23 protein-coding genes are annotated in these 24,237 nt (G+C 43.1%); 2 read left to right on the top strand and 21 right to left on the bottom strand.

Features of this window, described 5'->3' with window-relative positions:
- Window positions 1-151: 151 nt before the first annotated feature.
- From IFO66_RS18605 to IFO66_RS18665, 13 genes are all read right to left on the bottom strand, one after another.
- Window positions 152-967 carry an MBL fold metallo-hydrolase gene (locus tag IFO66_RS18605; protein ID WP_192026615.1) on the bottom strand — a complete coding sequence of 272 codons (816 nt, stop codon included), beginning with the start codon at window positions 965-967 and terminating at the stop codon, window positions 152-154.
- 48 nt (window positions 968-1,015) lie between these two features.
- Entirely contained in the window at window positions 1,016-1,579 is a 564-nt protein-coding gene (locus IFO66_RS18610) for a hypothetical protein (RefSeq protein ID WP_192026616.1), read from the bottom strand.
- Between the two features lie 321 nt (window positions 1,580-1,900).
- A complete protein-coding gene (locus IFO66_RS18615) occupies window positions 1,901-2,251 on the bottom strand; it encodes a hypothetical protein (protein WP_192026617.1) in 351 nt (116 codons plus the stop codon).
- Between the two features lie 349 nt (window positions 2,252-2,600).
- A complete protein-coding gene (locus IFO66_RS18620) occupies window positions 2,601-3,176 on the bottom strand; it encodes a peptidase inhibitor family I36 protein (protein ID WP_192026618.1) in 576 nt (191 codons plus the stop codon).
- Window positions 3,177-3,334: 158 nt separating this feature from the next.
- Window positions 3,335-3,910, bottom strand: a complete 576-nt coding sequence (locus IFO66_RS18625; RefSeq protein ID WP_192026619.1) for a peptidase inhibitor family I36 protein — start codon at window positions 3,908-3,910, stop codon at window positions 3,335-3,337.
- A 119-nt stretch (window positions 3,911-4,029) separates the two neighbouring features.
- Complete coding sequence (locus IFO66_RS18630; protein WP_192026620.1) at window positions 4,030-4,542, bottom strand: GNAT family N-acetyltransferase; 513 nt, start codon at window positions 4,540-4,542, stop codon at window positions 4,030-4,032.
- 111 nt (window positions 4,543-4,653) lie between these two features.
- Window positions 4,654-5,307, bottom strand: a complete 654-nt coding sequence (locus IFO66_RS18635) for a hypothetical protein (protein WP_192026621.1) — start codon at window positions 5,305-5,307, stop codon at window positions 4,654-4,656.
- 17 nt (window positions 5,308-5,324) lie between these two features.
- Window positions 5,325-5,855 carry a matrixin family metalloprotease gene (locus IFO66_RS18640; RefSeq protein ID WP_225445890.1) on the bottom strand — a complete coding sequence of 177 codons (531 nt, stop codon included), beginning with the start codon at window positions 5,853-5,855 and terminating at the stop codon, window positions 5,325-5,327.
- 621 nt (window positions 5,856-6,476) lie between these two features.
- Entirely contained in the window at window positions 6,477-7,082 is a 606-nt protein-coding gene (locus IFO66_RS18645; protein ID WP_192026622.1) for a response regulator, read from the bottom strand.
- Window positions 7,083-8,261: a sensor histidine kinase gene (locus tag IFO66_RS18650; protein WP_192026623.1), complete on the bottom strand. Its 1,179-nt coding sequence runs from the start codon at window positions 8,259-8,261 to the stop codon at window positions 7,083-7,085.
- Window positions 8,262-9,005 (bottom strand): ABC transporter permease, encoded by a 744-nt coding sequence (locus IFO66_RS18655; protein WP_192026624.1) that lies wholly within the window; start codon window positions 9,003-9,005, stop codon window positions 8,262-8,264. It abuts the gene before it with no gap.
- 74 nt (window positions 9,006-9,079) lie between these two features.
- Window positions 9,080-9,970 carry an ABC transporter ATP-binding protein gene (locus IFO66_RS18660; RefSeq protein ID WP_192026679.1) on the bottom strand — a complete coding sequence of 297 codons (891 nt, stop codon included), beginning with the start codon at window positions 9,968-9,970 and terminating at the stop codon, window positions 9,080-9,082.
- A gap of 402 nt (window positions 9,971-10,372) precedes the next feature.
- The gene (locus tag IFO66_RS18665; RefSeq protein WP_192026625.1) at window positions 10,373-12,457 is read right to left on the bottom strand and encodes a methyl-accepting chemotaxis protein; all 2,085 of its coding nucleotides are present in this window, start codon (window positions 12,455-12,457) and stop codon (window positions 10,373-10,375) included.
- Between the two features lie 229 nt (window positions 12,458-12,686).
- Here IFO66_RS18665 and IFO66_RS18670 point away from each other — a divergent pair, with 229 nt between their 5' ends.
- Entirely contained in the window at window positions 12,687-14,309 is a 1,623-nt protein-coding gene (locus IFO66_RS18670; RefSeq protein ID WP_192026626.1) for an amidase family protein, read from the top strand.
- 287 nt (window positions 14,310-14,596) lie between these two features.
- Here IFO66_RS18670 and IFO66_RS24265 read toward each other — a convergent pair whose 3' ends face one another.
- The 8 genes from IFO66_RS24265 to IFO66_RS18710 form a co-directional block, all read right to left on the bottom strand.
- Window positions 14,597-15,973, bottom strand: a complete 1,377-nt coding sequence (locus IFO66_RS24265; RefSeq protein ID WP_192026627.1) for an ATP-binding protein — start codon at window positions 15,971-15,973, stop codon at window positions 14,597-14,599.
- On the bottom strand, window positions 15,970-16,647 hold the full coding sequence (locus tag IFO66_RS18680) for a response regulator transcription factor (RefSeq protein WP_192026680.1): 678 nt from the start codon (window positions 16,645-16,647) through the stop codon (window positions 15,970-15,972). Before IFO66_RS18680 ends, IFO66_RS24265 begins: the two co-directional genes overlap by 4 nt.
- A gap of 112 nt (window positions 16,648-16,759) precedes the next feature.
- Window positions 16,760-17,740, bottom strand: coding sequence for a FecCD family ABC transporter permease (locus tag IFO66_RS18685; protein ID WP_192026628.1), 981 nt, complete (start codon window positions 17,738-17,740; stop codon window positions 16,760-16,762).
- Window positions 17,741-17,762: 22 nt separating this feature from the next.
- On the bottom strand, window positions 17,763-18,683 hold the full coding sequence (gene isdE, locus IFO66_RS18690) for a heme ABC transporter substrate-binding protein IsdE (RefSeq protein ID WP_192026629.1): 921 nt from the start codon (window positions 18,681-18,683) through the stop codon (window positions 17,763-17,765).
- Window positions 18,684-18,719: 36 nt separating this feature from the next.
- Window positions 18,720-19,784 carry a heme uptake protein IsdC gene (isdC, locus tag IFO66_RS18695; protein WP_192026630.1) on the bottom strand — a complete coding sequence of 355 codons (1,065 nt, stop codon included), beginning with the start codon at window positions 19,782-19,784 and terminating at the stop codon, window positions 18,720-18,722.
- A gap of 269 nt (window positions 19,785-20,053) precedes the next feature.
- A complete protein-coding gene (gene isdG / locus IFO66_RS24140) occupies window positions 20,054-21,175 on the bottom strand; it encodes a heme oxygenase (RefSeq protein ID WP_192026631.1) in 1,122 nt (373 codons plus the stop codon).
- Window positions 21,175-22,197 (bottom strand): FecCD family ABC transporter permease, encoded by a 1,023-nt coding sequence (locus IFO66_RS18705; protein ID WP_420488683.1) that lies wholly within the window; start codon window positions 22,195-22,197, stop codon window positions 21,175-21,177. Before IFO66_RS18705 ends, isdG begins: the two co-directional genes overlap by 1 nt.
- On the bottom strand, window positions 22,170-23,087 hold the full coding sequence (locus tag IFO66_RS18710; protein ID WP_192026682.1) for an ABC transporter substrate-binding protein: 918 nt from the start codon (window positions 23,085-23,087) through the stop codon (window positions 22,170-22,172). Before IFO66_RS18710 ends, IFO66_RS18705 begins: the two co-directional genes overlap by 28 nt.
- A 480-nt stretch (window positions 23,088-23,567) precedes the next feature.
- On the opposite strand from IFO66_RS18710, the gene IFO66_RS18715 reads away from it, so the two are divergent.
- Window positions 23,568-24,029, top strand: coding sequence for a hypothetical protein (locus IFO66_RS18715; protein ID WP_192026632.1), 462 nt, complete (start codon window positions 23,568-23,570; stop codon window positions 24,027-24,029).
- The last annotated feature ends 208 nt before the right edge of the window (window positions 24,030-24,237 follow it).

Genomic DNA, 24,237 nt, shown 5'->3' on the forward strand with positions numbered 1-24,237 from the left:
CCTCCAGCTTCCTTCAGATTCTGCCTCACGACAGACACCCTTGCTCTTGGCTAACGGTAGGCGTTCGCCAGCCCCCGTTCGGGACTTTCACCCTAGAGATGACGCCCATGCTGGGCGTACAACGATGAAAGACACCCGGAGGTGTCTTTTTTTACGTGTATTCTCTTTTTATAATCGCTATATTTTCCTCATGGCAGTATTTCGTGAAAGAAGATAGAAACGCATGCTCGTTATAAAGAGAATCAAGAGCCTGCTCATCGTCTGCCATTACAGCCTGACACAAGCGCTCCAAGTAATTCGCTGCCACATCCAAGCGCCGCTTCATTTCAGTGGAATCCGTAGTAGCTTGTCCATGCCCTGGCACAAGTAATTGAATCTTATGGTTAGTAAAAATGTGATACGCCTTCTCCATCGTTTGTTTATATGCTTTCGCACTCTGATAAATAAAGGGCAGCTCAAAATTTGATAAATAGTCTCCAGCAATCATCACGCCTAACGGCTCAATAACTGTAAACAATCCATCTTCCGTATGTCCCGGAGCGAGATAAAAAGTAAGAGTGGTATCTCCTACACATACCCGCTGCCCATCTTCATTGATCATCACATCAACCTTTGGAAACGCTATAGGATAATTTCTACTAATATAGTGCTTATTATCAAACTCACGGATCATTTCGAGCCTCTGCTCTTTTTCTGAACTGTTAGCTAGTGCTGAACTGCTAATGACTTTTGCAGCAGGAAACGCTTGATAGCCGATAATATGGTCAAAATCTCCATGCGTAAAAAGTAGATACGTATCTCGCTCGCCTTTAATCGTATCTAAAAAGTGCTTAATCTCCTCTATTTCATTGGGCAGCCAGTTTGGATCTACGAGGAGTACTATGTCTTTTGTTTGGATAACCGTTGAGGTTGTCTGATACAAAACACTTTGAAACACCGTTACCTGTTCATTCTGAAATTGAATCACTGATAACTCTCCTCTCACATACGGCTCGATTACAGCTATGAATATACATTAGTTATTGACTTTAAAATGCATGTTAATAAATTCCCCATCCACAAGCATCGTATTAAATCTCTTATATGCTTCTGATTTTTCATCATAAGGATTGGATTGAGGTGTAGTCATCAACCAAACATACTCTTTACTCTCACCCAGTATATGTGATGCTGATGGTCCATCTTCCGCTACGATAGCATCGTGCTGTGCTCGCGGCAGTTTGGTTATGGTCATGATAGATCCAGCATCTATATCCGGCTTTCCATCTTTCAAGAGGTAGAAGGAAGTTTCCCACGTCGCACCTGTAATGGGATCACCCTTCTCACCAATCGCGCCAACATAACCGTTCCATTTTTCAGGCTGCTTCAAAGAGAAGCCGCCCTCTTTACTTACAAACGTCTTAATTTGCACTTTATTTTCAGGCTGCTCCTCATTGCTCGTTTGGCTAGTGTCTTTCAACAACTTATCCTTTATCTGTGAAGCCTCAGCTGATTTATTATCTGTACAGCCTGTAACGAGTACGAGTGCCAATACAGCTAAGATGGCGATAATTGATTTAAGGTGCTTCATGTTATTCATGATGGTTTGCTCTCCTTACCTTTCATAACTCTATTTTTCCATCCGTATAGTCCTATCATTTCATATACAATACTATATCAACACAATTGATATCAGTTGTAACAGATCTATTAACAGTTGGTGTGTAAATGGTGAACAACCATAGCAATGCATTATATACCATCCAGAGAATACAAAAAGCTCCTTCTTATGAAATTCATAAAAAGGAGCTTCTGCTATAAGGGGTTGCCCCCAATTTATATGATACAAGCAGCCAAAAACTACTTGCATTATGTCGATGTTTGCAAAATTGATTGTATCAGACTCGATCAATAATATCAATTAGTTGTTCATTTTGAAATTCTTCTTAACAAACTCGAAGTCCAACATCATGTCGTTGAATTTCTTGAATTCATCAGACTTCTCTTCGTAAGGATTTGCTTGTGGTGTAGACATCACCCAAACGAACTTATCGTTCTCGCCTAATTTGTCACCAATCGTAGGACCTTCTTCTTTAGATATTGCATCATAGTTTGTTTTAGTCAGCTTCGTGATCGTCATCAGAGCACTAGATTCCTTGTCTACTTTACCGTCCACTAGAATGTGGAAAGAAGTTTCCCACTCTGCTTTCATCTCAGCATTTTTACCTTCAACCGCAGCCACATTGTCATTCCACATTTCCGGTTGAACCAATGAGAATCCACCTTCTTTGCTGATAAATGTTGTAAGATCAACTTCGTTCTCATGCCCATCTTGCAATTGCTCTTCTTTTTTATTTTCAGTTGTCCCTTGATTCCCCTGTGTTTGCGTCCCTACTTGTTTCTCTGTTGTCTTAGGCGTTTCTGCCGCCTTTTTGTCTGTACAGCCCGCGAGAAGTAACAGAGCGATTAAAAGAAGATGACAATGTAATGATAAACCGATGAAAACTATTTAAGAAATTCAGAAAGTAACGAAAACGATGCTAGCAAGACTGTTCTCTTACTTAATCAGTATGATCAAATTAAACTCCCGAGCTTTCTAGGCCCGGGAGTTCGACTAATGATTAATACACTCTAATGCTAGATATCTTATCGTTAAAGTTAAGGCTTGCTAAGTTACTTATATTTGTATTTGGGGGCAGGAATATGGATACTCCACCGAAGTTACTATGTTCATATAGCCTTGTTGCTCTCAAGTTTGCTGTTTTAACGGAGGAGATTTCATCATTCCAAATCCCTAAAGTAGCTAAACTACGCCCACTTTCTACATCTAATCGGGCACCAGAATAATTCGTATTCCAATAAAAAGAGGAAACATAATCACTCTCTAGTATACCCACTTCTTCACTTAGGTCAGCAATGATTTTGCTAACATGCTTATCGGCATCAGCTGCGTTTACATAGCCATACGCCTTACCATCACGTTCTACAACCGTATGTTTAACTTTATTCAGAATTTCCTTAAACTTAGCGTCGCTAGGAGCATAAGTAACACCTTCAAAAATAATTGGAATCAGTGCATTACCATCACTGTTTACCTGCAACGATTGACCAGATTGAGCTAGCGCTGATGACACCAGCAAAAATAGAGCAAGTGCAGATACCGTTACACCCATTGCGAGCTTTTTCAATATTTTCATACATGTATCTACTCCTTTTCAGTAAATAGTTAACATAGCCGTTATATTGAGCGGGTAGAGCAGCAAAATGCACCTCCTAGAACTCATCGGTGAAACCAAAGGGTTTCCAATGCCTATTCTAAGAGGTGCACATCGTTAAGCTATGGTTATTCTACGTATTAATATACTCTAATGCTGGATGCCTTATCGTTAAAATTACGTTCGCTTAATCTGTTTTCATTTTGATTAGGAGCTAAGTAAATGGAGTCGCCACCATAGTTAATATGTTGGTATAATCTTGTTCCTCTCAGGTTTGCTGATTTTACAGAGGAAATCTCATCATTCCAAGCTCCTAAACTTGGTAAACTCCAACCACTTGCAAGCTCAAATGTGGCACCAGAATAATTTGCATCCCACCAGAAAGATGAAATATAATTGCTTTCCAATGTGCCAACTTCCTCACTTAACTTGGCGACGATTTCGTTAACGTGCTTATCTGCATCAGCTGCGTTCACATAGCCATAAGCCGTACCGTCACTCTCAACAACGGTATGATTGACTTTATTCAGAACGGCTTTGAACTTTGCATCCCCAGGAGCATAAGTAACACCTTCAAAAATAATCGGGCTCAAAGCACCGACATCATTGCTAGTTTGAGAAGACTGACCAGATTGAGCTAGCGCTGACGAAACCATCAAAGATAGAGCAAAAGCAGAAACCGTTGCACCCATTGCAATCTTTTTCACCAATTTCATAAACCAACCACTCCTTTTCTGTAAATGCCTTACACAGAAATTATATAGAGCAAGTTCGCTTTTTATTACTTTATTTGGCTCTTTTCTATAAAATGGTTTTATGTAGGTGGTTTTTCCACTTACTCCTCTTCAGATATATACAACTTCAGTTCCTCATCATCACTAGGCGATTGAACGGTTCCTTCCTCTTTCATCCCTAGCTTTTCAAGTAATCGTATGGAACGCTCATTATCCATAGAAGTGATGCCTAAAATGTACTTAAACCCAAAACCATTTTTTCCATATGCCATCACAGCTGAAGCTGCCTCATATGCATATCCTTTTCCCCAGAAATCAGGAAGAAATGCATAACCAATATCGGCGTCCTTCAGCCATTCTCTCTTGATAAGCCCACATATTCCTATAGGGGTCCCTTCCGTCTTTAACTCCACAAGGTACATACCAAAGCCTAATTGCTCATACATCGCAACAGGTCCATTCCATATATAGTCACGTGCATCTTCAAGCGTCTGCACATTTTTATCGCCAATAAATTGCAACCACGATGGATTATTTAGAAGGTTATATATAAACTCCGCGTCTTCAATGGTCAGCTTACGAAGGGTCAAACGATCCGTTTCTACACCTTTCAAAATAGCCGCTCCTTTCCTAGGTCTAACACAGACCTGTTATCAAACAAACATATGTAATAGGTTACACGAACAAAAAAACCTCCGCAAATGCGAAGGTTTCATCCTTGTGAACTACTTGTTCTGCGTATCAAACTTTGAAACGAATCTTTCACGAACTGAATCCTTTTCATTGTTAACCGCGTTCGAATACGTCTGATACTCATTCGTCTCAGCAACGCGTGCCAAGTTAGTCTCACTCATTGTACCATTGGCAGGCACAGCAATCGTAGAGTTCGGACCTGAAACGAGTAACGAACCATCTTTTTGTGCGTAAGCCACAAAGATATAAACGTTATCAACTTGAGGCAAAATGTCTTCCTCATATAGTACGATTGAAGCACCGTCTTCATTTACTCCGCCAGATTTTTGCACCGGATTGGATACCCCTGTTTGCAATTCACCTTTCAAGTTTTCAAGAATCGTAATGGAGTAATTCGTATACGGACTTGCCACTTCTTTCGTTCCCGTTTCGGTTTCAAGTGTTACCGCATTTTTATATTCCGTGTTTACCAGCTTATCGACACGCCCAACAAATACATAGTCAGCATCGCCAACAACTGCCTTTGGATCATGTACATCAATAGAGAAGGTGCCGTGTAAATGATGGATTGGGAGGTTACTTGAGCTTGTTTCTTGTTCATTGCTTGTACAACCAGCCAACAACATAGACAGCGCCGCAATCAGTAATAGATGAGCTAGCCATTTTTTTGGTTTCATGACCATCATACTTATCCTCCTCACGATTAATAAGTTAAGTAAGCCGCATTGTAAGACGCTCTGTCATTGGCACTTAGTGCCGTATTATTGGATACATAGGCATACATGACATCTGCACTTGTATTATGGCCTAGCCCAAGCGCATGACCAATTTCATGAATCGCTACGTTTAGTTTCTTGGTAGAAGTATAAGTCGCCATTTGATAATTATTAAATCTAATCGTGCCTGCCGAGCTTGTCACACCAGCAGTTGAACTTACCTCATAGTAATCGGAAATGGCCACATCTTGTAACGTTGTAATTGTATCTTTCCGAATAACACCACTCTTATGGCTATTCCATATACTCACACCAGAATTGAATTGAGATAAATAAGCTGAACTCCCGTCCCATTCCATCTGTTTGCTCGAGTCGACCAAGTCCCATCCCAATAAGCTAACAGTAGCTGCAGAAGCTGGAGGGGTAACAGACAGTGATATAACCATCATCGCAGTAGGAATCAACATCATTGTAGCCAGCTTATTCCGAATCTTCCCCGCACGTCGGATCGTTTCCATAAGTTCGATTCTCCTTTTTCAAATAGTTAGTTGTGAACGAATAGGACTACTTATTTCATTCCTATATGTCGGTACATACCCTGAACCTCACATGGAAACCACCCCCCTTACATAAAATCAGCTTAGCTGACTTACTAAGGCGCATAGCTTTTTCTTGCAGCTCAAACTTGACTACCATATCGCTGATAATCATGAATCGATAATTGAATCTAGCTCATATCGGCTTTGTATGACTGCATAATGGAAGACACTGCGCTTAATTACGAGAGTAAAGTGGAGTCTTACCTGTGGGGTTTAAAAAATCGGGCAACTATATGATAGGTGTAATCGTTAAAAAATGAAGTAGTGGGGTCGTTAAACAGGTTGAACAATTAACAGATATGAAAATTATCATTCAAACTAGTTTTCATTTGGTAATACACACATAGTAATCTATTGATTTCATCTTATTCAAATGTCTTTAGAACTATTTCATCCTCAATTAAAAATAAGATTGTGTCGGAATATACTTTCCCTTGTCAAATGAACATCATTCACAACCAATATGAACTGCCCCCATAGTCAGACACCACTAACATTGGAGACGCAGTTCACTGCGGTTGTAGATGTTTCATCCCCTGCTTAATCCAACCATCCCTTGCTGCGTGCAATTTCTATCGCTTCAATTCTCGTGTTTGCTCCTAGTTTCCCAGTCGCTTCGGACATATAGTTGCGGACCGTTCCATACGAAAGGAACAACTGCGCTCCAATCTCCTGAAGAGTTAGACCTTGAGCGGCTAGCTTCAAAACATCTTTTTCACGAGGCGACAATGGACATGGATTCTCCCATACAGCCAGCGATAATTCAGAATTAATAACCCGCTTCCCTTGATACACCTTGCGTATTGCATCAGACAGCTCATCACTGCCCGTATCTTTGAGCAAGTATCCATACACCCCTGCCTGCATGGCTCGTTGAAAATATCCGGGACGAGCAAACGTTGTTAAAATAATGACACGGCAATCGGAGCCCATTTTCTGAATGGCCTCTGCGACATCCAATCCCGTCTTTAGCGGCATTTCGATATCCATAACCGCTACATCTGGCTGATGCTGCACGATGAGAGAAAGTGCCTCTTCCCCGTTCTCAGCCTGCCCAACGACTTCGATATCATCTTCCAAAGAGAGCAGCGTTGCTAGTGCTCCCCGCAACAACTTCTGATCTTCACTCAAAATAATGCGAATCACTTACCCTGCACCTACCTTCTCGTTGCGAATAACTCGTGGAATATGTAACGTTATTTCTGTTCCTTTACCTGGAGATGAAGACATCGACATCTGGCCATCTATTAAAAGGAGCCGCTGCCGCAGTCCTGCCATCCCATTGCTGCTCGTATAAAGCTTCTCTGGATCAGCCCCTACGCCGTCATCTTTTACAACGGCTCTAACTTCTCCGTCTTCGATTTCCATATAAATTTGGCAACTTGAAGCTCGACTATGACGAACTACATTGGTTACCGTCTCTCGGAAGCACATTGCCAATATCGTCTCCTGAAGAGGAGTTAACGGTAACGTTATTTCCGCGACCGCTTCTTTTTCCATATACGTAGAGGTATTGCCTCCGTTTGATACGGATTGATAATAAAAGGTTAATGAAATTCCTGCTGCCGAGCAAAGCGATAAGGCATGATAATATTCATCAACGAAGTATGCCACTTTCATCTCGGTAACTAGTTCACGCATTTGTTTTAATGCCCCACGTGCTGTTTCACGTATTTCACGCGCTTCTTGTAGTGCCCTCTCAGGATTGCGAGTAATTAGCTTCTCAACAACTTCCCCTTTTAAAGCAATTAAAGACAACGTGTGTCCCAATGTATCATGCAATTCGCTAGCAATGCGCTGACGCTCTTCCTGCTGTGCCGTACGACCCGCCGCATCCGCTCTCAGTCTTGAAGACTTCTGCTGATACAGGTTGGACGCTCGAATAATATAAGGTAACACACAGACGCCAAATAGCGGTGTAAATAATCCAATCCATAGTTGGACGCCACCTTGCTCCCAATAAGGAGATATACTCACTCCTAAACCGATAACAAACGCAGCGGTGGTAGAAATTAATAGCGGTAGCTTAAGTTTACTAAGCGACGGAGCTATCATAAATCCGAGAAACACATATACAGGATGGAGCGTAGCTGCTAGAACGAGCAGTATACCTACCTGAGCAAACAGGAGATGCGTAGCCCATTTGGTATAGAAGTGCATCTGTCGAAACAAAAAGACGTATAAAATAAATAAAACAAAACCAAGCCACCGTAAGTTCGGTGGCTCTTGAAACAGAAAGTAAGTTGGAATGATAATATTGGCTAGTGAAAAATAGGGAGTTGTTCCCTCCGACTTCGGAAACAGGCGCCATCTCTCTTTATTCATTTATACCGCTTCCCGTCTATTGAAGATATAAACCGATACTACCATAAACACGGCTCCAAATCCTGCCAAAATTATGAAATCTATCACTTCTGGTGCTCGCCCAGCAACCATATTCCATGCTCCATTCGCATAGCGGTGGGACGGAAGCCATTCTCCAATCGATTGCATCCAAGTAGGTAAGCCATTAAGCGGCATCCACAATCCACCGAGGATCGCAAGACCCATTTGCAGCACATTTCCGATGGCTACAGATGTATTTGCATTTTTAAGTGTTCCTAGTAAAGCGCCAAGTGCCAAGAAAGCAATACTGCCAATCCATAACCACAATCCACAAGTAATCCATTGCGTCGCTGTAAGTTGAATATCATGTACAAAACCAGCAGACGAGAAAATAATGACGATGACAACCAAGTGAATGACCATTTGAGCGACAAGCTTACTACCAAGCCAAACTGCTGGCGTTAGCGGAGTCAGGCGAAGCAGGCGTACCCAACCGTCTTGGTGTTCAAAAGAAAGACGGATTCCGAATTGGCTAACTGCTGTGCCGATCAAGCTAAATGCGGTCATGGACATAAGGGAGAATACGCCCCATGTTGTCGATTCAATCGATTTATCTGTGCCGTACATACTTGTGAACAAGAAGTAGAAAGCCAATGGCATTGCGATCGAGAAAAGTAGGAAAAATGGACTGCGCACGATTCGAATACTTTCTGCTTTCGTTTGGGCCATGAACATCTTCAACATATCTATATTCCTCCTAGGATATCTCCGATTAATTTTTGTAGAATCTTATTTAAATCGTCTAGCCTATGTGTAGACTAGCAAGCCGTCAAGCTGCGGAATGTATCTTCCAAGCTAGCCGATTGCACCTCAATATCGGTAACTCCCCATTTTGACTGCATCAGTGTAAACAACAGTTCATCTGTCTGTTGAGCATGGAGGCGAATTCGTTCTCCGTTGCACTCCGCCTTTTCTACGCCAGGTAGTGTGAGCCATACTTGCTCTTCCGGTGCATTCGTCGCTCGGAACGAAATGGTACGCAGCGCCGTTCGGGCTTTTAATTGCTCTGGTGCGCCTTCTGCTACTACTCGTCCCTTTGCGATTACCGCGATATGATCCGCTACTGCATCCGCTTCCTCCAAGTAATGGGTCGTTAGCAATACGGTACGTCCATCGCTCGCTAACGCGCGAATCGTCTCCCAGAAGCGACCTCTTGCTTCGATATCCATCGCTACTGTAGGCTCATCAAGTAAGATAAGCTCTGGATTGCCTGCTAAGCTCTGTGCGAATGCCAGCCTACGACGTTGTCCGCCAGATAAAGATGCCGCTCTTCGCTTCACATCACTGTGTAGGCCCGAGATATCTAACAAACGCTCTAACGACATTGGATTCCGATAGTAACTGCGGAACAGCTCCAATACTTCTTTTACCGTAAGTCCATCTGCTGCTCTTACGTCTTGAGTTAACGCTCCAACCTTCTGTCTTAGTGCCTTCGTGCCAGCTGGCATTCCCAGTACTTGAATCTCGCCAGAGGTTGGTTTCATCAACCCGAGCATCATCGAGATGGCCGTTGTCTTGCCTGCGCCATTTGGCCCGAGCAGAGCAGAGATTTTACCTTTTTCAAATGTTAGATTCATATGGTCAACGGCGTGGAAGTCACCGAATTGCTTTACTAGATTTTTGCACTCAATCGCATTTACTTTTGTCATCATTTATCATCCTTCGCTATGTATGGTTATGGTTAGGGGCACATCTTGCATCTGTCTCGATGCGTGCCTTTGCTTTCGTGTTCGTCGTTGTTCTTGATGTCTTTATTGTAGTAGAAGGATGGCAGGAGCAATTAGTGTAGGTTGTCAGAACGTGCATATGACAATTGTCAGAAAAGAATATTGGAGTGGATGAAAACGGTGACTGAAAGGAGTTGTTCGCTAAAAAGATGCACAATAGCAGGAATCGTATCTCATGTAGAATAAAGCCCAAAAAGTTAAATCTCCTTTTTCAAATAAAAAAGCCCGGAGAAGTCTGAGCTCCTCCGGACTGGCTAGCTTATATTTCATACTGTTCTGTATTGGAACCTTACTCTTCAATAAGACTCCCTACACAGAAACTCTTTACTGATTACTAATCGTAAACTTCTTAATGTTTTCCTGCAAATCTTCAGAAAGTCCCTTAAGCTGAGTCAGGTAACCTGCTACATCGTCGATCGTAGCCAACTGTTCTTCAGCTGCCGCAGATACGTCTTGCGTAATTGCTGCATTTTCTTCTGTAATCGCAGAAATGTTCGTGAATACATCAGAAAGCTCATAACGCTTCTCGATCATTAATTTAATATGATCATCGACATCTGTTGACATATTCATCTGACTATCTACAGATATTTTAATATCATTGAAGATTGATTCCGTCTCACGAACCGCTGTTTCCTGATCCATAAACAACCCACGGGAAGTGCCAATCGCTTGAACAGCTGCTCCTACCTGGCTATTTACATTTGAGATAATGTTACCGATATTATTCGCGGCGTTAGCGGATTGCTCTGCCAGCTTGCGTATTTCAGCCGCTACCACAGAGAAACCTCGTCCGTGCTCACCGGCTCTTGAAGCCTCAATAGACGCATTTAACGCCAGTAAGTTCGTCTGACGAGAAATTTCAACAATTGTCGTAAGGATACTGCTGATTTCACCTGCACTTGCACTCACTTGATTAACGGCATGTGCTGTTTCCTCAGAGGACTGCTGCGTGCTGTTGAATTTACCAACCAACTCTTGAACGATATAAATACCGCGTTGGTTCAACTCCGCTGTACGACGTGCAATCTCTAAAATTTCTGATGCAGATGCTGTTACTTGATCGATTGCTCCACCAAGCTCCTCAACTTTTTCAGAACCTTCCATAACATTGTTGGCTTCTTCGCTCGAAGCAGTAGCTAACTGAATGATCGATTCCGTAATCAAGGAAGATGCCTTTTGCGTCTGATCCATACTGTCCTGCAGATTCGTCGCCGATTGAGAAACAATCTGTCCTGAAGTAGAGATACCACCAATCATTTGCTGGACATCCTGCTTCATCGTTTTAATAGCACGTACCATCTCGCCAACTTCACCGCGTCTTTTCAACATGGATGTTGGGATATCGATCGTCAAATTACCATTTCCGATTTGTTTCAAGTACTCAACAGCTGCATTAATTGGCTTCGTAATCGCATTTGCGACAAACAGCGCTGCAATGATAGCGATAACAGCGATAATGCTCATAACAATTAAAATAATGTTCTGGATGGCATCAACGGATTCTTGTATTTCGCTTTCGTCCATAACCGCGATGTACTTCCAACCATTTTCCGGTGAAACATACACGCTAGCTGTATATTCTTCCTTATCCATAGAAAGCTCAAAATTTTTACCTGCTTGCTTGTCGATATCTGCTAATTCTGCGACACCCAGATCTTTAAGGTTTTTAAAGTTCAATTTTGGATTTTTAGGATTAGCAAGAATCGTACCGGTTTGGTCAGCTAGAATCACATAACCCGTTTTACCGATCTTCATGTTATTAATAGTCTTCGTCAAGAAGTCCAAGCTTACATCGACACCTTGAGCACCAACAACGTTACCTGCACTGTCCTTAATCGTCACAGAAGAGCTGACGATAGGAACCCCTGTTGTAAGGGCCGCGTAAGCTCCCGAACGTTGAACTTTGTCGGGATTCGCAACAGCCTGGGTGTACCATGATCTCGTTCTCGGATCAAACTTATCTACAGAAGTGCCGTCCGGCCATTGTATGTATCCTCCATCCTTTGTACCCATATAAATATAATGTACGTTTGGATGCGTCTTGGAATACTCCAAGAAGAATTTATAGATTTGAGCTTCTATGCCTCCGTTTTTAGCTGGAGTCATTTGAATCGTACCATCTGCTCCTACCATATTTACATAAGAAGTAATAGAACTGTCGAGTTGCTTCACGAGCGGGCTCTTCGCAAAATATTGAACAGATTCATTTATCGTCGTAAAGTACAGATCAATTGCACTGCTAACTTGTTTAATTTCCTTTTGAGTAGCTTCATAGAAGTCATCCTTCATATCGCTGCTAACTCTCTGGTTTATTACGAGGCCTAGCGATGATGTCGATAGCAATACAAGAATCACCATCGTAATCAGTAGCTGAAGCTTTAAATTCCACTGTATTTTCTTTCTCAACTTGGTTCTCCCCCATTTTTATTTTCTATAGAGTATGGTCTCTTACTTACTATCGGCAAAAGAACAACTTTTGTTATATATTGTCGAAATAAAAAGCGAAAAAATACGAAAAAAAAGGTATTTTGTCGGATTCTATTCACTTTTTCTATGAAAATATCGATAATTGTTATAGGGGAGAAAAATGAGTACTATGACCTATTCAAAAAAATGACATCAGGAGGCTAGACACTTGAAGAAAAAAAGCACAACTTTCAAAGCATTTCTAGCTATCATGCTAGTTGCTACCATTCTACCTTGGAATGTGGCAAGTGCCCAAGGCAAGCAAGCTGCGTTTGATCCATTTGAGAAAAGCATCAATGAAGTCTCTTATGCATTAGACAACAATCAAACTACTTCGGAGGAACTAGTAGAGTACTACTTGAAACGTATCGAAGCTTTCGATGATCAAGGTCCTGCTATTAACGCCGTTACAATGGTTAACGATAAAGCTCTTGAGCAAGCAAAAGCTCTTGATGCTGAGCGCAAGGCGAAAGGACCAAGAAGCGAGCTTCACGGTATTCCTTTCGTAGTAAAAGATAACATCGACGTTGTTGGCATGCCTACAACAGCTGGTTCTGTTGCTCTCAAGAATGAATATCCGAGCAAAAATTCATTCGTTGTACAGAAGCTAATTGACGCTGGTGCGATCGTAATTGGTAAAACAAACATGTCTGAGCTTGCTGCTTCCTACGGAAGATTGGGCTACAGCTCTTTTGGCGGCCAGACACTTAACCCTTACAACCTTAACCGTGATGCTTCCGGTTCTAGCAGTGGTAGTGCTGCAGCTGTAGCAGCTAACTTCGCTGTATTCGGTCTTGGTACAGATACTTCCGGTTCTGTGCGTGGTCCTGCTCATACGACAGGTCTAGTTGGTATCCGCCCTACTATGGGATTGGCTAGCCGTACTGGCGTAGTTCCTTCTTCCCTTTCTTTAGACGTTGTTGGTCCAATGGCTCGCAGCGTTGAAGATGCAAGTATTGTACTTGCGGAAATGGCTGGAAAAGACAAAGCAGACAAAGCTACAAAGCACGCAAACCGTTACGCTCGCGACTATGCTAGCAAATTGAACGCTAATGCGTTAAAGCACGCTCGCATTGGTGTAGCAACTGAATTCTTCGGCGACAACGCTGAAGTAGATGCAGTTACGAACCAAGCAATTGCAAAAATGCAAAGCATGGGAACAGAAGTTGTACCTGTAACATTCTCTGAGCAAACCAATTACCTTTGGACTCCAATTCTTGGGCCAATCGACACTGCTGAATTCAAGGGTCAGTTCGAGACATACTTGAGCACACTTCCAGCTGGCGGACCTAAAACGCTTGCAGAAGTTATTGCTATTCTTGAATCTCCAGAAGTGTTGAACTCTGCTACACCTGCTAATCCAGCTCGCGTAGCAGGATTGAAAGTAGCTTTGGAGAAAGCTGACACGTTGAACTCCAAAGAGTACAAAAAGATCGTGAAACGTGAAGTACCTAAGACGCGTGAAGAAATCGAAGAAATTATGGATGACTACGATTTGGACGCAATTGTATTCCCTACAATGTCCTGCCCAGCTTCCAACACATTCGATAAAGTAGATCCTACATTCGTTTGTAACGCATATGATACATATGCAGCAGGCTATATGGCTTCTGCTACAGGCTTCCCTGAAGTAACAGTTCCTGCAGGCACTGTAGAAGCAGGCATGCCAGTGGGTATTTCCTTCTTCGGTACTGCGTTCAGCGAGCAAAAATTGCTTAACCTTGCTTACTCCTTCGAGCAAGCAACACATGCAAGAACAGTTCCTGTTCATGCACCGAACTTGAATCAATAATTGCTGTTACGCAATTCAATGTATTAGTCCAATAACATCATGACAGCATCTGCATTCGGTCTTCTCTCCTTTTCTAATGTAGACTGCTAGTGTTATTGAAAAGATTAGGTTATACGTTCCTTGAACCGCTCCGCGATGTGTGAACGACATCCCCCATGGTTAGCTTTGTCTAATCATAGAAATGTCGTTCCATGCGGGGCGGTCTTATTTTATATAAAGGATAGTAATATGAAAAAAGACCTTTCCCCAGCCCATACTGCACACAGGTAAAGATCTTTATAAGTCCATTAATCTGGTATTCGAATGCGAAATATCGTACCACTGCCTTCATTGCTATCTACTTCAATGATACCTCCGTGAAAATGGACAATTTTCTGCACGATAGACAAGCCCAGCCCAACACTGCCATCCCCCCGTTTTCTAGCCATATCAACTTTGTAAAAGCGATCGAATAGAAACGGGAGCTGTTCCTCGGGAATACCATCACCTGTATCGGAAATGACAAATACACAGCTATCCTCTTCGCGAAAAGCCTCTATATCGATCGAACGCTCGCTTGGAATGTACTTCACGGCATTGGATAGCAAGTTGGACCACACCTGCATCAGCAGTACCTCATCACCATGGATGTGAAGCCGCGCCGGAATACGCATACGAACAGCAATTTCCTTCTCAGCGAGCTGCCATTCCAGCAGTTGCAAAGCTTGCCGAACCTGAGGCTGTAGCAAATAAGGCTTCTTTTCTATGCCTTCACTTCCATTATCTAAGGTCGATAATAGCAGTAATTGCTTACTTAGCGTCGCAAGCTGACGGGTCTCTTGTCCGATGATCGTAGCGTAATGATGTATTTGCTCCTTATCCAGATCACCTTGCAGCAATGAGTCCGCAAAGCCTTGAATGGAGGTCAATGGTGAGTGAATTTCATGAGATACGTTGGCGACGAATTCTTTTTTTAATCGGTCGGAATGCTCAAGCTGAAACGCCATCTTTTCAAAATGCTTAGCAAGCTGCCCGATTTCATCCTTTCGATTGGTCGCAAAGCGCAAATTAAAGTCGCCTTGCGCAATTCGCTTGGTTGCTTCCGTCAATCGCGTAATCGGCTGCACCAAATAACGGGTACTTAACAAAAAGCACGGGATACTGAACAACGCCGTAAATATGAACATTAGTACAAAAAAAGTTTGCAGCTCATCAAACTGCACACGAGTGTCATGCCTCATAAACAAAGCAAATGTTTCAGAGCCAACTTCCACCTGAATGCCTACCGTATTGCTAAGCAAATTATCAAAATAATTGATGACAAACGGACTGTTCGGATATTCAGCTATACCATGATATTCATTGCCCGCTAATACATGTTCTCTGACGTTTGAAGGAAGGTCTAGCTTATGAAAGCTTCCCCCATAAAAAAAATCATTACCTTGCTCATCATGGACATATAATTGATAACCAAGCGCTGCCGTATGATGAAGATAATCGCCCATCATATCCGGATTTCTTCCTACATAGCTGCGAATCATATCTGCTGCCTTGAATAGCTTAGCGTCATTGTACGGTTTTAACAGGAGATGATAATAAACATTAGCGATACAAAACCCTACAAAGCTGCTTATCGCTATCGTATAAACCGTAATGATGACTACACGGAAATAAAGCGATCTCACGAGGCTGACACCTCAAGTTTGTACCCAATCCCTCTAATCGTTTGAATAGCAAATCCCCGCTCATGCTCAGGGAACCTTTTTCGCAAACGTTTAATATGTACATCAACCGTCCGTTCATCTCCACGGTAATCGGTTCCCCAAATGAGGCGAATCAACTCATCACGCGAGAACACCCGTCCTGGATATTCTGCTAACTGTGCAAGCAGCTCGAATTCCTTCAATGGCGGGAAAAAGATTTCGTCACCATCCACAACCTCATAGTTTTTGCGGTCAATAATAAGCTGGTTGATTCTAATCTTATCGCTAGATGCAAACGAGTACCTGCGGAATAGAGCCTTCACACGGAACAGCAGCTCTGGCAGCTCAAACGGCTTGGTCAGATAATCGTCTGTTCCTTTCATATAGCCTAGCTCCTTATCACTGAGTTGATCCCGAGCCGTGAGGAGAATAATCGGAATATCATAATTTTTTCGTGTATACTCACACAGAGCCAGCCCATCAACTTCTGGCATCATCACATCAAATATAGCCAAGTCGATTGAGTGCTTTTCCAATACACCCATCGCTTCGAGCCCATTATGCGCTTCCAGTACACGAAAACCTTCTTTGGTAAAGTAATGGCCAAGCAATGTTCTGTTATTGCTATCGTCATCTGTAATAAGTAACTGCTTCATCACCAATTCCTATACCCTCCTCTGGCCTCAATACCAATCCGATGATTTCGTAACCAATACTCCGTCAAGTCTTCCTTCCAATCGCTGATGTTCTCAACGTTTCTCGTTCCAATTACTTATGCAATTTGTCGCTTCTCTTCAGCATAATGATCAAAAATGGACCGCCAATGACCGCCATAATAATCGAGGCTGGGATTTCAGCTGGTGCAAGTACCGTCCGTCCAATCGTATCCGCTGCAAGTATGAGCAAAGCACCCCCAAGTGCTGAAAAGGGGATTAGAAGCTTATAATTCGAACCAACCAAGGCCCTTCCGATATGAGGGACAAGCAAACCGACGAACATAATTAATCCTCCGATCGCTGTGGCTACGGAAGCCAGAAGGACAGCGACCACCGAGATAATAATTCTTACCCTCATCACTCTAAGTCCGAGGCTCCGAGCGGTTTCATCTCGAAATGCCAGCATATTGCACCATGAACCGAGGAACAGAGCAAGGATTAACCCTATCCCTCCAAATAGGCCAATAATATGAACATCTTCCCATGTTTTCATAGTAAAAATAGAAGAAATGGCCTGATTCACGCTCGTTACTGCATAGCTTCCGCGATAATTGTAGGTCTGCCCCAATCCAGTAAACGTAGCATTGATAGCGACGCCGACTAAGATTAGCCGCAAAGGGTTTAATGCCGACCTCCAAGACAAGGAGTAGACCAGATAGCACGCAAGTGCTCCTCCCAACACCGAGAACAGCGGATTCCAAAAATAGAGGGTGGGAAACAACGTTACCACCGTAATCGATACGAAACCAGCTCCAGATGAAATCCCAATTATCCCTGGCTCCGCTAATGGATTCTTCATAACAGCTTGCAGCAATACACCTGCAACAGCAAGTGCCGCTCCCGCGAACATCGATACAATTATGCGTGGGAACCGCAAATCTTTTATAATTTCGACCTGCTCATTTGAGCCATTAAACAAACCTTGCACAAGCTCTCCGAAAGAAACTTTAATGCTTCCCGTCATAGCTGAAAAGATAGCTAGGGCAACTAATAACAGCGCAGTAATCAGATACACGCCCGTTTGCTTAATCATCGTTCACTGTCCTTTGCAAAAGTTAAGGGTACAGCATCGGAAGCAGCGCATCCAACGCTTCTTCGACGGCCAGATTTCCAGTTGTCCCAAACAACCGTTCCTCCAAATCGTATACACGTCCCGTCTGAACCGCTTTGAAATGATGCCAAATATCATTCTTTTTGAATTCCTCGTCAAACATCTTGACGACCTCTTCCGGCATACCATGTGCAGCCCGTAGAATGACATCCGGATTAGCCTGCTGCAAATGCTCCGTATTCGAAGCTAGAAACTCTACCTTTTCACCTTGAACAATATTTTTGCCGCCTAGCAACCGCACGAGGTCACCTATGTAGGAATGCTCTGTTGCTACCAAATAGCTCCCTGGTACACCAAGGAGAATAAGCACCGTCGGCGTTTCCTTACCTTCTGTAGCCTGGCGAATTTGCTCTATTTTCGTATCATATTTGCGTACAATCTCTGCTGCTTTCTCTTGCTTCCCGTACTTCTCGCCCAGCTTCGTAATTTCAGCCTGCATACTCTCCAAATTCGTTAAGTCCAAGAATGTGGCTTTCATATTCGCGTTTTTGAATACTGGCTCCAAATCATATTGTAAAGTGGTCACCGACAATACTTCGGTCGGCTTTAAGGATTTAACCAATTCCATATCTGGACTCATTGGGTTGCCCACTTTTGTTAATCCGTCATATCGGCTTGGCAATGTTTTGACGCTCTTCGGTATACCTACCAGATCAATTTCTAGCTGGTCCATAATTTGCGTAATAGCCACCGTCGTAGAAACGATTCGATGCTCTTCCACTGGAATAGAAGCTGCAGTAGGTGTACTAGAAGCGGAAGAGGCTGGTTCCGCAGGTTTAGTAGCTGTTTTCGCATCGCCACATCCTAGAGCAAGGATTAGTATCGTCGTTATAATTACAGCTAGCTTAAAATACCTTTGTAACATCGTAATCTGTCCTCCTATGCTAACGACTAGTGACGGTTATTGACTCTTTCTTTTCCAAATAAAAATGCCACCAACAACGAGCATGAGAACAGCGCCAATTGGCGTCCACCAATTGGTTGTGGACGCTGAGCCATTGCTAGAATCCGATGGGTTATCAACTTTCGCAGCAGCCGTTTTCACTACTCCTTCTTTGACGGTCGCTACTTTTTCATTTGCTGGTTCAGGCTGCGCTCCTAATGTCTTTACCTCAGTCGTGCTGCTAACTGCCAGCTGAGCAGCTGGCAGTTGCGTTTTTTCATCGGATGAAGTTGCGATAACCTCTTTTTCCTTCTCATTGCTAATTACGCCTACAGAAGCAGTTGTCCCCTTCTTGATTAGCTCTTCCCCCGTGTCAGCAGCTGTTTTCTTGGTGTTCGGAGATGGGTTAGGCTTTTTGTTAGCAGGTGGCTTTGTCGTTGTTGATGGCTTCTTCGTAATCGGTGGTTTTTTACTTGCAGGAGGTTTCTTAGCTTCTGGCTTTTTCTTATCATCTGATTGCTTCTTTTTCGGCACATCTTTCGTTTCTTTTCCTGGTACAGACTTGTTCGTAGAAGAATTATCTTTCGGAACGACAACAGGAGCAGGTTCCTCTTTCTTCTCTACTTCTTTTACCTCTTTAAAAGATTTCATATCGAATACAAGTCGAATCGTATAATCATGGTCATAATCAATTTCTGGCACGGTAACATGTATTTTAGAAATAATCGGCTTGGTAACATCCGCTTCAAACTCTACTAACCTTGTATCAGCCTTTGTATTAGACTCGATTAATTTCGTATCCACATGGCTTCCATTGCTTGGCACTTTGAACACCGTCACCCATTTACTATGATTAATGGTCACACGTACTGTCGCTTTTCCATCATTAATCACTACTGTTGCAGGCTTCTCCCAATAGTCATTAGCCATAGAGACATTATCATTTTCCGCTTGCAAAATAACATAATCAGCCGTATAAGTCCCATTACTCAACTTCGTTTCTGCGAAGGCCGCGCCTGGCAGTATCATTGCCCATATCCATAACACTGCCAGTATACCGGCAGCAGTAGTCCGTAATTTCAAAATCATTCACTCCTCTGATTCATTTTAGTAATAGCGGTTATGATGATAATGATAATTATTATCAATCGTAATCCTATCAACAGCTGTTCATTACGTCAACAATTATTTTGTATATTTATCCAACCATATCGTTTAGCCGCTTGGTCAACCTATCTCTAATCTTGTTATCCATACACCCTTGCCTACTCCTTAGAGTTATCACTAGTCTTCTAGATGTACATACAAGTAGGCATCAAGAGTTCCCCCTCGATGCCCATACTTACACAATGTTACACACTTTGAGGCTCAGCTTGCTGCAATGGCTGGCGGACAACTTTCACATCATAGAATGCAATTTTATTCGAAATGATATAGTCCGGAATTTCTCGGTGCGAATGCGACTCACGGAAAGCTTCGCTGCGTGTCCACGCTTGGAAGTCTTCTTTGCTTTCCCATCTCGTACTTACCGTTACCTCATCGTAATCCTTTGTATTCTCGGTCATCATCACTTCCAAGCCAAGAAAACCTTTCATCCCCTCTACCTTGCCCACCTTATTAAATCGCTCAATTAGTTTTTCTCCGTTACCCTTTGTAATTTGAGATACATTTGTAACAATAACCATACTCGTTTCCTCCTTGAAATGTTGTGGGATTGGAACAATAACAGGATATTCGCCCTGTAAATCTATTTTGGCGATTACCCCAAATACATTTAGCATAAAGTGCTGATCTATCACTGATTTTGGAGCTCCGCTGGCAACAATTCGGCCACTTTCCATAGCGATAATATGATCGCTGAATGCCGCTGCCTGCTGCAAATCATGAAGCACCATAACAATGGTTAACCCTAGCTTTTGATTCAGCCGTCTCAGCATTTCCATCAATTCAAGCTGATGCGACATATCCAAGTAGGTCGTCGGCTCATCCAAGAGAAGAATACGTGACTCTTGCGCCAACGCCATCGCAATTCGAGCCTTCTGCTGCTCTCCCCCGGATAACGTATGGAACATGCGATCCTCATTATGAGCGATTCCTACGGTTGATATCGCCCACTTGATCGCCTGCTCATCATTCGATGTCAAACGACTTCGAAATGAGGATTGATGCGGTGCTCGACCAAGCGCAACTAATTCGCGAACCGTAATATCCGGTATTTGGCCTTTATCCTGACCTAGCATGGAAACCATTCGTGCGAACTGATTACGCGAATACGCCTTACCCGGTTGCCCCTCATATAGAATCAAGCCGTTGTCAGGTTTAGTTATCCTCGAAATCATACGCAGCAGCGTCGATTTCCCCGAGCCATTACGTCCGACAATGGCAGTTATTTGGCCGGTAGGTATCGTCTCATTAATCGAGCTCAACTCAAATCGTTCCAGCTTATATGATAGATCACGTATATCTAGTGCCATTAACGTATCAACCTCCTTTTCTTCAACAGCATGAGGAAAAATGGAGCCCCAATACACGCCAGCAATACGCCCGCGGGCAGCTCAAGCGGATCGAACCAACTGCGTGCCGCTGTATCTGCAACGACCAGCAGTATAGCGCCTCCTACCATAGAAAATGGTAGAAGATAGCGGTAATCCTCGCCCAACGCTAACCGAACGGCATGCGGCACAATTAGACCAACAAATCCGATCAGGCCCGCTACACTGACAGCCGCTCCCGCAAGTAAAGACGCTAGTGCAATGATTAGAAACCGCTGACGTTCGACATGCTGTCCAAGCGATTGTGCCGACTGATCGCCAAGCATGAGCAGATTCGATGTCTTCGCTGCGAATGGGACCAGCCCCAGCCCGACAATTGCATAGGGGAGAAGGAATTCCAAGTGCGGCCAGCTTCTACCGCTCAGTCCACCTGCCAACCATGGAATTACACTTTGAATTCGATCACTATTCAGCACCATAATTCCATTCATAATTCCACCCAATAGCGCATTAACGGCGATTCCAGCAAGCACAATTTTTACAGGGGAACTTCCACCATCCCACGCCAACACATAAATAACTAAAGAAGCTACCAATGCACCTATAAAAGCAAAGCCCGGAAGCATATAGCTGAATTGCGGAAACAACACCAATGCAATGACAGCCGCTAACCCTCCACCCGCCGAGACACCAACAATACCTGGATCTGCAAGCGGATTTCTCATAACACCTTGGAGCAGCGCCCCTGAAGCTGCTAAACATGCACCTGTTAGCAATCCAACTAGTACGCGGGGAAGTCTAATGTTCCATATAATTGTTTCATGCACCGCTTCCCCCTCGCCAAACAGTACACGCCAAATTTCCACAACGGATATTTGAACAGAACCGCTGCCTACTCCATACAACATCGCAGCCAGCAGCAGCGGTATGGCTGCGAAAGCCATCCAACGCCTTCGTTTATTTCGAGTCTTTACATTCATAACGCCAACCGTTCCTTTATCCATTTCACCGCGTCAACTACTCGTGTCCCAGGGTTTGTACCGAATAAGTCTGCCGGAAGTACATGGATTCGTCCGTCGCGAACTGCTGCTATCGACTGCCAGGACGGATTGCCCTCCATCTCTTTAATAAAGCCCTTTTCTACATCCTCAGAATCTCCATGCGTCATAATCAAAATGACATCCGGATCAACCTCAACAACTCGCTCCGTATTTAACTGTGCGTACTGGGGAAAGTTTTGCATGCTCGGAAACTGACCGGCTACATTGGTGCCGCCTGCCGTTTCCAGCACGTTTCCTGCCAGTGAATTAGGCAAAGCAGCCAAGTAAGTACCCGGAGCACCATACACCAGTAGCACTCGCTTGTTTGAAGCCAAAGGCGCTGCCTTCAATTCTCCAATCCCTTTGTCTAGCTTGGCTGTAAGTTCCGCAGCTTTGGCTTCCTTACCTAGAAGCTTGCCGAACAACTCAATCTGCCGCCGAATATCTTCAATAGAATTGGCATGTGTTAACACAACTTTAGCTCCAACACCGTTTAACTGAGGAATGTCATTAGCATTTATCGGTGCATTTCCTAGAACGACATCAGGATCGAGAACCGCAATTTTTTCTAAGTCAACCGTATGCACAGAACCGACAATGGGAATATCTTTCACAACTTCATTCTGGAGACCTGCATTATCCTTTGGTCGTCCTACTACGCTGCCACCAAGCGCGTAAATAATATCGACCTCTCCATTACCCAGCGCGACGATTCGTTCTGGAGTCTTATCGAATGCAACTTGACGATCTGCAAAATCAACAAGAACAATCTCTCCATTACGGGTTCCCTGTTCGGCTCCACCTGTACTGCATCCCGTTGCTATTTCTAATAGTAGCAATGCAGGTAACAGCATCCCTGCACAGCGTCTTATCGTTGCTTTCAATAGTTCAGTCCTCCAAACAACTTACAAATGAGATTGATTATCAATAAGAGCTTTAAATAGGATTCTACTTCTTAATTGTGAACGGAGCATGAATTTCTGATTACATTTTTGGCCCTATATAGCTATCTATGACTGCGGTGAAAGAAAGAATTTAGGTTACATAAATTTGTAATCTAAAGTTCATTCTCCGTTCATATAGAGGTAGTACACTTTGAGTCGTAGTCAAATTTGGTTCGAAGGTTCAGGAGTGGATAATCGTTTAGATTTTTCATTGAGAATGATAATCATTAATGATAATGAATTGTTATTTTTCATATTGAACCGAACCTATTTCGGAAGGAGGGGCATCTCAGACTATAAAGATAAATTGTATGATCAAGGGATGGTAGAAGTTCTTTTTATGTAAGGTTGCAATACAGCACGTAAAAAATAATAGGGAGTGTGTTCATAATGTTAAAAATTGCTTCTTTCAAAAAAATGAGTTTCTCGATGCTGTTGGCTTTTACTTTGGTACTTATTCTCGCTATTCCTGCTAACGCAGCACCTTATGCAGTACAGTTCCTTAATAGCTCTGGTGCACCTTCCAATCATGCAAGCTCTTATATTGATGGTGGAGTAGTCGATGTAACAGGCACGGCAGGCAACTACACAGTTACATTCAAACTTAAAAACAGCGATCCTAACTTCCCACTAATTCCAGTTAGCTACAACTTCTTGAACGTCGATCTTGACGGCGCTCCAACTGGCGACGCAGACTATGAAGTTGTTGCAACTCGTTCTGTATCTGGTGGATTCACATACTTCACTTTTAGCGGTGTAAACAACGTAACTGACAACATTCCTGTTCTATTGCATGTGAATGCTGGCGGCTTCCATTCTAAAAATTATCCATTGTTCATCGATTGGAAATAATAGAAGCGCACTGCTATAACAGCTCATAACAGTAAACTTGTAGAACCGCTTATCGGCATTATGCCGTTGAGCGGTTTTTTTCTTTGTAATGGAGATTAAAAATCCTCATCCGCAAATCACGATAGCTCGTCTTACCAAACAAAAATATCGTGATTAACGAAATGAGGATCATTCTACACCCTACGTCTTCAACTTATATAAAGGATAA

The sequence above is a fragment of the Paenibacillus arenosi genome (assembly GCF_014841135.1).
Lineage (GTDB): Bacteria > Bacillota > Bacilli > Paenibacillales > Paenibacillaceae > Paenibacillus_B > Paenibacillus_B arenosi.